This window comes from Pseudomonas sp. GM30 (assembly GCF_000282275.2).
Lineage (GTDB): Bacteria > Pseudomonadota > Gammaproteobacteria > Pseudomonadales > Pseudomonadaceae > Aquipseudomonas.
In genome coordinates this window covers 11,940-25,142 of record NZ_AKJP02000028.1, presented here as the reverse complement: position 1 = coordinate 25,142, position 13,203 = coordinate 11,940, and the positions used below count along the sequence as shown (strand labels likewise).

12 protein-coding genes are annotated in these 13,203 nt (G+C 60.7%); 9 read left to right on the top strand and 3 right to left on the bottom strand.

Going from position 1 to position 13,203, the window contains the following annotated elements; translation table 11 throughout:
• Positions 1–41 precede the first annotated feature (41 nt).
• From PMI25_RS19890 to PMI25_RS19850, 8 genes are all read left to right on the top strand, one after another.
• Positions 42–1,043, top strand: a complete 1,002-nt coding sequence (locus PMI25_RS19890) for a response regulator (RefSeq protein WP_007964207.1) — start codon at positions 42–44, stop codon at positions 1,041–1,043.
• A gap of 235 nt (positions 1,044–1,278) precedes the next feature.
• Positions 1,279–2,374 (top strand): peptide chain release factor 2 gene (prfB, locus tag PMI25_RS19880; RefSeq protein ID WP_096795805.1). Its coding sequence is split into 2 segments (ribosomal slippage): positions 1,279–1,350 and positions 1,352–2,374, totalling 1,095 coding nucleotides; the frame shifts between segments, so codons are not numbered across the junction.
• Between the two features lie 112 nt (positions 2,375–2,486).
• Positions 2,487–3,989 (top strand): lysine--tRNA ligase, encoded by a 1,503-nt coding sequence (gene lysS / locus PMI25_RS19875; RefSeq protein WP_007964210.1) that lies wholly within the window; start codon positions 2,487–2,489, stop codon positions 3,987–3,989.
• A gap of 105 nt (positions 3,990–4,094) precedes the next feature.
• Positions 4,095–4,808, top strand: a complete 714-nt coding sequence (locus PMI25_RS19870) for a TetR/AcrR family transcriptional regulator (RefSeq protein ID WP_007964212.1) — start codon at positions 4,095–4,097, stop codon at positions 4,806–4,808.
• Between the two features lie 149 nt (positions 4,809–4,957).
• Positions 4,958–5,515, top strand: a complete 558-nt coding sequence (locus PMI25_RS19865) for a hypothetical protein (protein WP_007964214.1) — start codon at positions 4,958–4,960, stop codon at positions 5,513–5,515.
• 24 nt (positions 5,516–5,539) lie between these two features.
• Positions 5,540–6,817, top strand: coding sequence for a flavohemoglobin expression-modulating QEGLA motif protein (locus PMI25_RS19860; RefSeq protein ID WP_003222055.1), 1,278 nt, complete (start codon positions 5,540–5,542; stop codon positions 6,815–6,817).
• 151 nt (positions 6,818–6,968) lie between these two features.
• Positions 6,969–7,874 carry an alpha/beta hydrolase gene (locus PMI25_RS19855; protein ID WP_007964216.1) on the top strand — a complete coding sequence of 302 codons (906 nt, stop codon included), beginning with the start codon at positions 6,969–6,971 and terminating at the stop codon, positions 7,872–7,874.
• The gene (locus PMI25_RS19850) at positions 7,871–8,200 is read left to right on the top strand and encodes a hypothetical protein (RefSeq protein WP_007964217.1); all 330 of its coding nucleotides are present in this window, start codon (positions 7,871–7,873) and stop codon (positions 8,198–8,200) included. The genes PMI25_RS19855 and PMI25_RS19850 overlap by 4 nt, the downstream gene beginning before the upstream one ends.
• Positions 8,201–8,374: 174 nt before the next feature.
• Here the strand turns inward: PMI25_RS19850 and PMI25_RS19845 are convergent, their stop codons facing one another.
• The 3 genes from PMI25_RS19845 to PMI25_RS19835 all read right to left on the bottom strand — a co-directional run bounded on the left by PMI25_RS19845 (position 8,375) and on the right by PMI25_RS19835 (position 10,335).
• Positions 8,375–9,163, bottom strand: a complete 789-nt coding sequence (locus PMI25_RS19845) for an OmpA family protein (RefSeq protein ID WP_007964218.1) — start codon at positions 9,161–9,163, stop codon at positions 8,375–8,377.
• Positions 9,164–9,219: 56 nt separating this feature from the next.
• Complete coding sequence (locus PMI25_RS19840; protein WP_007964219.1) at positions 9,220–9,624, bottom strand: DUF4398 domain-containing protein; 405 nt, start codon at positions 9,622–9,624, stop codon at positions 9,220–9,222.
• Positions 9,625–9,990: 366 nt separating this feature from the next.
• The gene (locus PMI25_RS19835; RefSeq protein ID WP_007964220.1) at positions 9,991–10,335 is read right to left on the bottom strand and encodes a hypothetical protein; all 345 of its coding nucleotides are present in this window, start codon (positions 10,333–10,335) and stop codon (positions 9,991–9,993) included.
• Between the two features lie 213 nt (positions 10,336–10,548).
• Here PMI25_RS19835 and ppc point away from each other — a divergent pair, with 213 nt between their 5' ends.
• A complete protein-coding gene (gene ppc / locus PMI25_RS19830) occupies positions 10,549–13,179 on the top strand; it encodes a phosphoenolpyruvate carboxylase (protein WP_007964221.1) in 2,631 nt (876 codons plus the stop codon).
• The last annotated feature ends 24 nt before the right edge of the window (positions 13,180–13,203 follow it).

The following is a 13,203-nucleotide window of genomic DNA, read 5'->3' as shown; positions in this document are numbered from 1 at the left end:
ATTCCGCAATCCTGGCCCCCGCAGTACTCAGGTGACCGCCCATGAATGATTTACAGATCGACGACATTAAAACCGACGAAAACGCCGCCATGGTGTTGTTGGTGGACGATCAGGCGATGATCGGCGAAGCCGTGCGCCGTGGGCTGTCGAATGAAGAGAACATCGACTTCCACTTCTGCTCCGACCCGCACCAGGCCATCGCCCAGGCGGTACGGATCAAGCCGACGGTGATTCTGCAGGACCTGGTGATGCCCGGCCTCGACGGCCTGAGCCTGGTGCGCGAATACCGCAATCACCCGGCAACTAAGGACATCCCGATCATCGTGCTGTCGACCAAGGAAGACCCGCTGATCAAGAGTGCGGCGTTCTCCGCCGGGGCCAACGACTATCTGGTGAAACTGCCGGACACCATCGAGTTGGTGGCGCGCATCCGTTACCACTCGCGCTCGTACATGACCCTGTTGCAGCGGGATGCGGCGTATCGGGCGTTGCGCGTCAGTCAGCAGCAGTTGCTCGATACCAACCTGGTGCTGCAACGGCTGATGAACTCCGATGGGCTGACCGGACTGTCCAACCGCCGGCACTTCGACGAGTACCTGGAGCTGGAATGGCGCCGCTCGCTGCGCGACCAGAGCCAGTTGTCGTTGCTGATGATCGACGTCGATTACTTCAAGTCCTACAACGACAGCTTTGGCCACGTCGAGGGCGACGAAGCGCTGCGCAAGGTCGCCACCGCGATCCGCGACGCCAGCGCCCGCCCGTCGGACCTGCCGGCACGCTACGGCGGTGAAGAGTTTGCGCTGGTGCTGCCGAACACCTCGCCGGGCGGCGCACGCCTGGTGGCGGAGAAACTGCGCCAGACGGTGGCGGCGCTGAAGATTCCGCACAACACCCCGAGCGAAGGGGCGAGCCTGACCATCAGCATCGGCCTGGCGACCATGGTGCCGCAGGCGGGCAGCGATTGCCGGCTGCTGATTTCGGCGGCGGATCGCGGGTTGTACCTGGCGAAGAACAATGGCCGTAACCAGGTCGGCATCGAATAACCCCCGGGCACCGCAAATCACTGTGGGAGCGAGCTTGCTCGCGAAAGCGGCCGGACAGTCGACATTGATGTTGCCTGGCACGCCGCCTTCGCGAGCAAGCTCGCTCCCACATTGAAAAGTGCGCCGAGCCAATGTCAATCGATTCGGCGTAACAGCCGCCAGACGGGCTGCCGTGACAGCCTGATTACGTTATACTCGCCGGCTTTCAAAAGTTCGCCAACGAGTGCTGCCCGTCATGGAAATCAACCCGATCCTGAACACCATCAAGGACCTGTCCGAGCGCTCCGAAACTATTCGGGGGTATCTTTGACTACGATCAAAAGCATGAGCGTCTGATCGAAGTCAATCGCGAGCTTGAAGATCCTGCAGTCTGGAACAAACCTGAATACGCCCAGGAACTGGGCCGCGAGCGAGCATCGCTGGCGCAGATCGTCGACACCCTGGATGAGCTGTCCAGCGGTCTGGCCGATTCCCGCGAGCTGCTCGACATGGCCGTTGAAGAAAACGACGAAGGCGCGGTAAACGACGTCGTTGAACTGCTTCAAGGGCTTGAAGAGTCACTGGCCAAGCTTGAATTCCGCCGCATGTTCAGCCACGAGATGGACCCGAACAACGCCTACCTGGACATCCAGGCCGGCTCCGGCGGTACCGAGGCCCAGGACTGGGCCAACATCCTGCTGCGCATGTACCTGCGCTGGGCCGACAAACGCGGTTTTGACGCGACCATCATGGAACTGTCGGCCGGTGAAGTCGCCGGTATCAAAGGCGCGACCGTGCACATCAAGGGTGAATACGCCTTTGGCTGGCTGCGCACCGAGATCGGCGTGCACCGTCTGGTACGCAAGAGCCCGTTCGACTCTGGCAACCGTCGCCACACCTCGTTTTCCGCCGTTTTCGTCTCGCCAGAGATCGACGACAAGGTCGAAATCGAAATCAACCCGGCAGACCTGCGGATCGACACCTATCGTTCCTCCGGTGCCGGTGGTCAGCACGTAAACACCACCGACTCGGCCGTACGTATCACCCACGTACCGACCAACACCGTGGTCAGCTGCCAGAACGAACGTTCCCAGCACGCCAACAAGGACACCGCCATGAAAATGCTGCGGGCCAAGTTGTACGAGCAGGAAATGCAGAAGCGCAACGCCGCGTCGCAAGCGCTGGAAGACACCAAGTCGGACATCGGCTGGGGTCACCAGATCCGTTCGTACGTGCTCGACGCGTCGCGGATCAAGGATCTGCGCACCAACATCGAACGCAGCGACTGCGACAAGGTGCTCGACGGCGACATCGACGAATACCTGGAAGCCAGCCTGAAATCGGGGCTGTAAAAGACGCACACAGGGTCGCTGATGCAATGCGATCCCTGTAGGAGCCAGCTCAGCTGGCGATTCCCGGGCCGCCAGGCCCGGGGGCAACGAACCTGATGGAATATCTGAAGACATGAGCGACCAACAACTCGACCCGCAAGCCCTGCAACAGGAAGAAAACTCCCTGATCGCCCTGCGCAAGGAAAAGCTGGCTGCCGAGCGCGCCAAGGGCAACGCCTTCCCGAACGACTTCCGCCGCGAAAACTACTGCGAAGACCTGCAGAAGAAATACGCGGACAAGACCAAGGAAGAGCTGGCCGAGGCTGCAATCCCGGTCAAGGTTGCCGGTCGCATCATGCTCAACCGTGGCTCGTTCATGGTGATCCAGGACATGACCGGTCGCATCCAGGTCTACGTCAACCGTAAAACCCTGTCCGAAGACACCCTGGCCGCCGTCAAGACCTGGGACATGGGCGACATCATTGCCGCCGAAGGCACCCTGGCGCGTTCCGGCAAGGGCGACCTGTACGTCGAAATGACCCACGTGCGCCTGCTGACCAAGTCGCTGCGCCCGCTGCCGGACAAGCACCACGGCCTGACCGACACCGAACAGCGCTACCGTCAGCGTTACGTTGACCTGATCGTCAACGAAGAAGTACGCCAGACCTTCCGCGTACGCTCGCAAGTGATCGCGCACATCCGCAGCTTCCTGATGAAGCGCGACTTCCTCGAAGTCGAAACGCCGATGCTGCAGACCATTCCTGGCGGCGCCGCAGCCAAGCCGTTCGAAACCCACCACAACGCGCTGGACATGGAAATGTTCCTGCGTATCGCCCCAGAGCTGTATCTGAAGCGTCTGGTGGTTGGCGGTTTCGAGAAAGTGTTCGAGATCAACCGCAACTTCCGTAACGAAGGCGTTTCGACTCGTCACAATCCTGAATTCACCATGCTGGAGTTCTACCAGGCTTACGCCGACTACGAAGACAACATGGACCTGACCGAAGAGCTGTTCCGTGAACTGGCACAGCTGGTGCTGGGCAGCACCGACGTGCCGTACGGCGACAAGGTGTTCCACTTCGGCGAACCGTTTGCCCGTCTGTCGGTGTTCGACTCGATCCTCAAGTACAACCCTGAGCTGACCGCCGATGACCTGAACGACATCGACAAGGCGCGCGCCATCGCCAAGAAGGCCGGCGCCAAGGTGCTGGGCTTCGAAGGTCTGGGCAAGCTGCAGGTGATGATTTTCGAAGAGCTGGTCGAGCACAAGCTGGAGCAGCCGCACTTCATCACCCAGTACCCGTTCGAAGTGTCGCCGCTGGCCCGTCGCAACGACGAGAACCCGAACGTCACCGATCGTTTCGAGCTGTTCATCGGCGGCCGTGAAATCGCCAACGCCTACTCCGAGTTGAACGACGCGGAAGACCAGGCCGAGCGCTTTATGGCGCAGGTGGCCGACAAGGACGCCGGCGACGACGAAGCCATGCACTACGACGCCGACTTCGTGCGTGCGCTGGAGTACGGCATGCCGCCAACGGCCGGTGAGGGTATCGGCATCGACCGTCTGGTGATGTTGCTGACCAACTCGCCGTCGATCCGCGATGTGATCCTGTTCCCGCACATGCGACCGCAAGCGTAAACGTTTCAGTTAAAAAGCCGCCTAAAACAGGCGGCTTTTTATTGCCTGTCTGGTACAAATGTATCAATTGGTTAATTTTGCAATAGCAGAGGAAGTCCAGTCGTGATGGTTGCAATCGCTCAAGAAGGTGCAGCGGGTATCGCCACTGCGGTCGCTGAAAGTGTTCAGTACCAGGGCCGCAAGGCCAGCCGACAGGGCAGTGAGCAGCGTCGACAGGACATTCTCGACGCGGCGATGCGCATTGTCGTGCGTGACGGCGTGCGCGCCGTGCGCCATCGGGCCGTGGCGGCCGAGGCCGGTGTGCCGCTGTCGGCCACCACTTATTACTTCAAGGATATCGATGACTTGCTCACCGATACCTTCGCCCAATACGTCGAACGCAGCGCGGCCTACATGGCCAAGCTGTGGATCAACAACGAAGGCCTGCTGCGCGAGATGGTCGTCAGTGGTGACGGCAGCCCCGAGTCGCGCTCGCAACTGGCGGACGACATCGCGCGGCTGATGGCTGACTATGTGCACCGGCAACTGGTCAATCGTCGCGAGCACCTGATGGCCGAGCAGGCGTTCCGCCAGGAAGCGCTGCTTAACCCGCGGCTGGCGGATCTGGTGCGCTCGCATCAGCAGATTCTGCTGCAGGGCACCTGCCAGTTGTTCCAGGTGCTGGGCTCGCGTGAACCGCAGCAGGATGCCAAGGTGTTGACGGCGATTATCGGACGGATGGAATATCAGGGCCTGCTCAACGACGCCGAGCCATTGGCCGAACAGGACATGCTCGGGATTCTGACGCGGTATATGCATCTGGTCCTGGCCTCGGTCTGACTCAATACCTTGTAGGAGTGAGCCTGCTCGCGATAGCTGTCTGACATTCAACATCCCCGTTGGCTGACACTCCGCTATCGCGAGCAGACTCACTCCTACAAGTGAAAGTGGTGATCGTCAGGGCGGGATATGTTCATAGGGAGTGTTGAATGAAAGCCTGGCGTGGCGTGCTGATCGCCTTGTCGTTCCTGCTGCTCAGTGGCTGTCTGGTGACCTTCAAGGATCCGCTGCCTGCCACTGACCCGGCGCCCAAGGGCCTGCTGGGCACGTGGTCGAGCACCAACGCCTGGGGCGAGCCGATGAGCCTTGAGCTGAGCCGCGTCGGCCACGATCGCTATCAGGCCATCACCTGGTTCAAGGCCCGGCCTCACGAGCGCGAGGCGTACCCGTTCACCGTGTCGCGCCATGGCAGTCGTTGGTACCTGTCAGCGAAAGTGCCGGCGCGTTACGGTGGCCAATACACCATCGCCGGTTTCGAACTCACCGACAAACACGAGCTGGTGGTGTACAACCTCGACCTCGAACAGATCAATCAGGCGATCAAACAGCAAACCCTCGACGGCAAGGCTTTCCAGACCGAGGACGACGGCGACGGCGTGCAGGTCGACAGCAGCCTCGACAAGGTCTTTGCTTACCTCGACGATCCGGCCAATTCCGATGTCTTCGTCGAGGCCGCGCGCTATCAGCGCCAGGCCCGCGCCAAATAATTCAGTTTTCTACAGGAGTTTCGGGTGGACGATTACCAGCAGACGATACGCACGCTGTCCGATCGCATTGTGCTGGCGCAGACGCCGATCCGCGTGCTCGATGCGGTGAAGTGGGACGAGAACATCCGCAAGGGCTTTCTCAAGGCCAAGGGCAAGGAAATGCCGGCGGTGGATCGCGACTACTACCTCAATCGGCCGCTGTCCTTCGATTCGAGCAAGGTCAAACTGGAATTCCAGAACATCGAGCGCGACATCACCCGCCAGCTCGGCCAGTTCAACCCGGTCGGGCAGATCATGCGGCGCATGTGCAAGGAATACCGCATGGTGGTGCGCATGCTCGAAGCGCGCGGCACCGAGGATTTCGGCCTGATCTCCCAGGAGCTATACGGCGCCGCCTCCGATGCGTTCCACGCCGGCGACCCGACCCTGGCCGACCTCGGCCTGATGATGTCCGACTACCTGAACAACATCGATGGCCGTGGCGACCTGAAGGACGAACCGAAGATCCTCACCGCCAAGGATGCCGTGCACCTGCTGCAAACCCGCTTGAACAAGGTGTTTGGCGAGGCCGAGGAAACCATCCGGGTGTTCGAGTCCGACGGCATCGTCGCCGACGCGGCGGCGGGCGCCGACTACATCAAGATCCGCACCGACGCGCTGTTCAACGACCGCGACGTGCGTGCACTGGAAGTCCACGAAGGTCTGGTGCATGTCGGCACCACGCTCAACGGCTTGAACCAGCCGATCTGCACCTTCCTGTCCAAAGGCCCGCCGTCGTCGACGGTGACTCAGGAAGGCCTGGCGATCCTGATGGAAATCATCACCTTCGCCTCCTACCCGAGTCGCCTGCGCAAACTGACCAACCGCACCCGCGCCATTCACATGGTCGAGGAGGGCGCGGACTTTTTGCAGGTGTTCGAATTCTTCCGCGAGCAGGGCTTCGAAATGGCCGAAAGCTACGGTAACGCCAGCCGGGTGTTCCGTGGTTCGACGCCGACCGGTCTGCCATTCACCAAAGACTTGTCCTACCTCAAGGGCTTTATCATGGTTTACAACTACATTCAGTTGGCCGTGCGTAAGGGCAAGCTCGAGCAGGTGCCGCTGCTGTTCTGCGGCAAGACCACGCTGGAGGACATGCGTACCCTGCGGCAGTTGGTCGATGAAGGTCTGGTGGTGCCGCCGAAATACCTGCCGGAACAGTTCCGCGACATGAACGCGCTGTCGGCGTGGATGTGCTTCTCCAACTTCCTCAATCACCTGAGCCTGGACCGGATCGAGGCGGATTACTCCAATATCCTGTAGACCACACACAAACCCTTTGTAGGAGTGAGCCTGCTCGCGATAGCGGTGTGTCAATCAACATAAATATCGACTGGCACACCGCTATCGCGAGCAGGCTCACTCCTACAGTTTTTGACTGTATTCCAATTCGAATTCTGCGAGGTTTCACCGGATGAGAATCCTCGGCATCCTTTGCCTGCTCCTGACCCTCGGTGGTTGCAGTTCGCTGTTGTTCTACCCCGAACCGGGCCAGATCTTCACCCCGGAAAAAGCCAAACTCGAATACCGCACCGTCACACTGGTCACGGCGGATGGCTTGAAGCTGAACGCTTGGTGGCTACCGGCCAAACCCGGGGTCGAGGTCAAAGGCACAGTCCTGCACCTGCACGGCAACGGCGGCAATCTGCCGATGCACCTGGGCGGCAGTTGGTGGTTGCCGAAAAACGGTTATCAGGTGCTGCTGGTGGACTATCGCGGCTATGGCTTGTCCGAGGGCAAACCGAGTCTGCCGGCGATCTATCAGGACATCGACGCTGCGTTCGCCTGGCTCGACAAGGCGCCAGAGGTCAAAGGCAAACCGCTGATCCTGCTCGGCCAGAGCCTCGGTGGTTCGATGGCCGTGCATTGGCTGGTGCAGCACCCCGAGCGGCAGAAGCAACTCAAGGCCTTCGTACTCGACGGTGTGCCCGCCAGTTACCGCAGCGTCGGCCAGTACGCCCTCAGCACCTCATGGCTGACCTGGCCGTTTCAGGTGCCGCTGTCGTGGCTGGTGCCGGATGGCGACAGTGCGATCAACTCGATGCCGCAGCTCACGGGCGTGCCGAAACTGATCTTTCACAGCATCGATGACCCGCTGGTGCCAATGTCCAACGCCATCCGCCTGTATCAGGCGGCGCCGCCACCGCGCGTGCTGCAGCTGACCCGCGGCGGCCACGTGCAGACCTTCGGCGACCCTGTCTGGCGCCAGGTGATGCTGCGCTATCTGGAAGATCCCGAACATTTCAACGGCCTGCGCCGCCTCGGCGAGATCCCGAATTATCCGCAACCCCCGAATTCTGAAGATGAGAATCCGCAATGACTGAAGAACGTAACGCCATCCCGCTGATCATCACCGGTATCTGCAGCATCCTCGGCACGGTCGGGGCGCTGTGGTACTACGGCTACCTGCACTTCGCCAAACCCGAGGATGCGCTGCTGCTCAACGAATTCACCATGCTCAAAACCGTACCGGGCGAAGACTACAAAGTTTCGCTGGACCCGGCGCCGCAAGTGGCGCAATGCATCGATGGCGTGCTGGTGCTGTTCGACACCGAGCAGAAAGGCCTGACCGGGGTGCTGATCAATGCGCAGAAAAAAGCCGTGCGCTGCATGGGCCAGGAAACGCCGCAGAAACTCGAACCATAACCCGGTCTATTGTAGGAGTGAGCCTGCTCGCGATAGCGGTGTGTCAGCCAACATAAATATTGAATGTCAGACAGCTATCGTGAGCAGGCTTACTCCTACAGGGTTTTGTGTTCGTGTATGAAAAAAGCCCCGCCTGACTCAGTCAGGCGGGGCTTTTGCGTTACCGCGTAATGCTTAGTTCGAGCTGACCGCCGAACGTGGCATCACTGGCTGGTTGTCGTTGGAAATGGTCACTTCCACACGACGGTTCATCGCACGACCCGAGACGCTGCTGTTATCGGCAACCGGGTATTCCTTGCCATAACCCTGCACCACGATGCGCGAAGGATCTACGCCCATCTTGATCAGAGCGACTTGTACCGAGGTGGCACGACGCTCGGACAGCGACTGGTTGTACGAAGCCGCGCCGGTGCTGTCGGTGTAACCCTCGACGATCACTTTGCGATCAGGGTTTTCCTGAAGGAATTGCGCCAGTTTATTGATGTTCACCAGACCGCTGGATTTCAGATCAGCCTTGTTGGTGGCGAACAGCACGTCACCGAAAGTCACCAGCGTACCGCGATCGGTCTGCTTGGCGTTCAGGCTCTGCTGCAGTTGCTTGATCTGCTGATCGCGAGCGTCCAGACGCGCCTGGGCACGTTGCGCGGCAGCGTTCTTCAGATTGTTTTCAGCGGTGCGCAGGGCGATGGTCTGCTTGGCCACTTCCACGCGCTGGTTGGTCAGGTAGGCCAGTTGGTCAACCTTGGCCGCGTCTTGCTTGTCCAGATAAGCCTTGTCGGCCTTGTCCAGGTAATCGCTGGCGTCCTTGGTTTCCAGGGCAGCGACTTTGCTTGCCTGTGGGTTGGCCTGCAGGCCGGCGTAGTTGGTGCGCGCCTGTTCCAGATTCGGGTTAGGCGGAGTAGAGCAGGCAGCCAGGGCAACGCTTGCGGCCAGAAGAGCGGGGATCATCAGTTGCTTACGCATAATTTGTCGTCCTTTCTATCGATAAAAGTTTCAGCTTTGCGATTCGGGATGCGCGCTTACTGCACGGTGCGCTGACTTTCCTGACGCAGTTCCTGAACACCTTTCTGGGAATCCTTCACAGCCTGTTCGGCCTTGGCAGCCTGAGCCTTGCGTTCTGCTACGCGAGCGTCCCATTCGGCTTGTTCGGCGAGGGTGCGAGCCTGTTCATACTTCTTGTCGTGCATGGCGATTTCGGCTTGCTTGAGCTTGTCCTGAGCCTGCTTCATTTCCACTGCGGCGAACTCGGTACCACCGGCGCTGACGGCGCTGTTGACGGCCGATTGAGTCACGGCGTACTGCTCGGTCGGCGGGTTACCGGCGCAACCGGCCAGAACGAAGCTGGTACCGATAGCCAGAGCAGCCAGTTTCAGACCGCGCAGGTGGGAGAACGAGGTTTGGGTCTTCATGGTCTTCAACTCCATTGTTTAACTCCTGATAAAACCGAAAATCCATCCTGGTCGAGGAGCCGCAAGCGTCGTGTAAAAGCGCGTTTTTGAAACGCTCGTTCCAGGCGTGGTTACAGCTTCCGACCGGAGGCGTTTTTCAAAAGTTCAGAAAAGATGGCCTATCGCCAAAATTTTTTTTGACCAAACCGACAAGGCTCTAAACCGGGAACTTTGGAGGCGGGGAGAGGTACGCGCGGGGTAGAAGTGTACGATTTTTGAAGTTCAATGCAGCCAATGTGGGAGCGAGCTTGCTCGCGAATGCGGTTAATCAGTCGCTATCAATGTCGGCTGAAATACCGCATTCGCGAGCAAGCTCGCTCCCACAGTTTGATCTTTGTTGTGTCAGTGCTTTTGCTTGCCGGCAGCAGTGGACAAATCCTGCAAATGCCGCCGCGACAGCGCCAGAAAACGCGGCGTCGGGCCGACATCTTCATACAGCGGATCGCCTTCTTCATCAGTCGCCACCACCGTCGAACCTTTCACATACGGCAGGCTCGCCTCGAACTCTTCGAGCGCGGCGCCGATCAGTTCGCCGAGCAGTTCTTCCGGGTGGCGTTTGGGGTACATCTCGGCAATCGCCGCCAATCGCGCGGCGGCCTCGACGTCCAGATGAATCGTGTAGCCAGTGTCGGTCAGGCGACCCTTGGCGTTTTCTTCCCAATGCTGGGCGAGTTCACGGATTTTCATGATGACCTCATGTCACACCTGCTCGTGGCAGGATCTGGTGAGTGTCCGGCAGGGCCGGCGGCAAGCCGCTGTACGGCTTACTGTTGAGACTAGCTTCAAGCCGCAAGGTTTAAAGTCCCTTCGTCGTCTGCTTGTAAGAAGCGCCGTAGAGCGGCACTCTCTGGGCAAAGCATTCGTTTCTGCGCCGTCCCGATTAACGCTGGAGAACTGCTGATGACCGATATTGATGCACGCTTGCGCGAGGACGTTCACCTGTTGGGTGAGCTGTTGGGCAATACCATCCGTGACCAGTACGGTGAGGAATTTCTCGACAAGATCGAGCAGATCCGCAAGGGCGCCAAGGCCGACCGCCGTGGCTCGATGGACGCCGAACTCAGCGCCAGCCTCAATCAGTTGAGTGAAGACGAACTGCTGCCGGTGGCGCGGGCGTTCAACCAGTTTCTCAACCTGGCGAACATCGCCGAGCAGTATCAATTGATTCATCGCCGCGAAGAGTCGCAACCGGCGCCGTTCGAGTCCCGCGTGCTGCCGGAACTGCTAGCGCGCCTGCGCAATGAAGGCCACAGCGCCGAATCCCTGGCCCGGCAACTGGCGCGCCTGGAAATCGAACTGGTGCTGACCGCGCACCCGACCGAAGTGGCGCGGCGCACGCTGATCCAGAAGTACGACGCGATTGCCGCGCAACTGGCCGCGCAGGATCATCGCGACCTGACCAGCGCCGAGCGCGAACAGATCCAGAACACCCTGCAGCGGCTGATCGCCGAAGCCTGGCACACCGAAGAAATCCGCCGCACCCGGCCAACCCCGGTCGACGAAGCGAAATGGGGCTTTGCGGTGATCGAACATTCGCTTTGGCAGGCGATTCCCAACCATATGCGCAAGGCCGACAAGGCGCTGCATGAAGCGACGGGCCTGCGTTTGCCACTGGAAGCGGCGCCGATCCGCTTTGCTTCGTGGATGGGCGGCGACCGTGACGGCAACCCGAATGTCACGGCGGCGGTAACCCGCGAAGTGCTGTTGCTGGCGCGCTGGATGGCCGCCGACCTGTACCTGCGCGATGTCGATCACCTGGCCGCCGAGCTGTCGATGCAGCAGGCCAGCGACGCGCTCAAGGCCAAGGCCGGCGACAGCGCCGAACCTTACCGGGCGGTGCTCAAGCAATTGCGCGAACGCCTGCGCGCCACGCGTAACTGGGCGCACGCCTCGCTCAGCGCTACAACGCCACCGCCAGCCGATGTGTTGCACAACAACCGCGATCTGCTCGATCCGCTGGAACTGTGTTTCAACTCGCTGCACGAGTGCGGCATGGGCGTGATTGCCGATGGGCCGTTGCTCGATTGTCTGCGCCGGGCGGTGACCTTCGGCCTGTTCCTGGTGCGCCTCGATGTGCGTCAGGATTCGACGCGACACAGCTCGGCAATGACCGAAATCACCGACTACCTCGGCCTCGGTCGCTACGAAGACTGGGACGAAGAACAGCGCATCAGCTTCCTCACCCGTGAATTGAGCAATCGCCGGCCCTTGCTTCCGGCGCATTTCAAGCCGTCCGCCGACACCGCTGAAGTGCTCGCCACCTGCAAGGAAATCGCTGCCGCACCGGGCGCCTCGCTGGGTTCCTACGTGATCTCGATGGCGGGCGCCGCCTCCGACGTGCTGGCGGTGCAACTGCTGCTGAAAGAGTCCGGCGTACTGCGGCCAATGCGCGTGGTGCCGCTGTTCGAAACCCTCGCCGACCTCGACAACGCCGGGCCGGTGATGGAGCGGCTGTTGCTGTTGCCGGGCTACCGCGCAAGGCTGCAAGGCCCGCAGGAAGTGATGATCGGTTATTCCGACTCGGCCAAGGACGCCGGCACCACCGCTGCGGCGTGGGCGCAATATCGCGCGCAGGAGCGGCTGGTGGAGATCTGCCGCGAGCAGCAAGTCGAACTGCTGTTGTTCCATGGTCGGGGTGGCACCGTGGGCCGTGGCGGCGGTCCGGCACACGCGGCGATTCTGTCGCAGCCGCCGGGGTCGGTGGCGGGGCGTTTCCGTACCACCGAACAGGGTGAAATGATTCGATTCAAATTCGGCCTGCCGGACATCGCCGAGCAGAACCTCAATCTGTATCTGGCCGCTGTGCTCGAAGCTACGTTGTTGCCTCCACCGCCACCGACGCCCGAATGGCGGCACCTGATGGATGAACTGGCCGCCGATGGCGTTGCCGCGTATCGCGCCGTGGTGCGTGAAAATCCGCAGTTCGTCGAGTATTTCCGCCAGTCGACACCGGAGCAGGAACTGGGGCGCTTGCCCCTTGGCAGCCGTCCGGCCAAGCGCCGTGCCGGTGGGATCGAGAGCCTGCGGGCGATTCCGTGGATCTTCGGCTGGACCCAGACTCGTCTGATGCTGCCGGCGTGGCTCGGCTGGGAAAGCGCGTTGAGCAAGGCGCTGGAGCGCGGCGAGGGCGAGTTGCTGGGGCAGATGCGCGAGCAATGGCCATTTTTCCGCACGCGCATCGACATGCTGGAAATGGTCCTGGCCAAGGCCGACGCTGACGTCGCGCTGTCGTACGATGAGCGGCTGGTCGAGCCGGACTTGCTGCCGTTGGGCGCACAGTTACGCGACCTATTGTCGCAGGCGTGTGCGGTGGTGCTTGGTCTGACCGGGCAGTCGCAGCTGCTGGCACATAGCCCAGACACCCTGGAATTCATCCGTCTGCGCAACACCTATCTTGATCCGCTACATCTATTGCAGGCCGAGCTGTTGGCCCGATCACGGCAGCAAAATGTCGAGCAGGGCAGCCCGGTGGAGCAGGCGCTGCTGGTGTCTGTGGCGGGGATTGCCGCCGGGTTGCGCAATACCGGCTAAGGTTTTTGCGCTGGCATCAGGCAC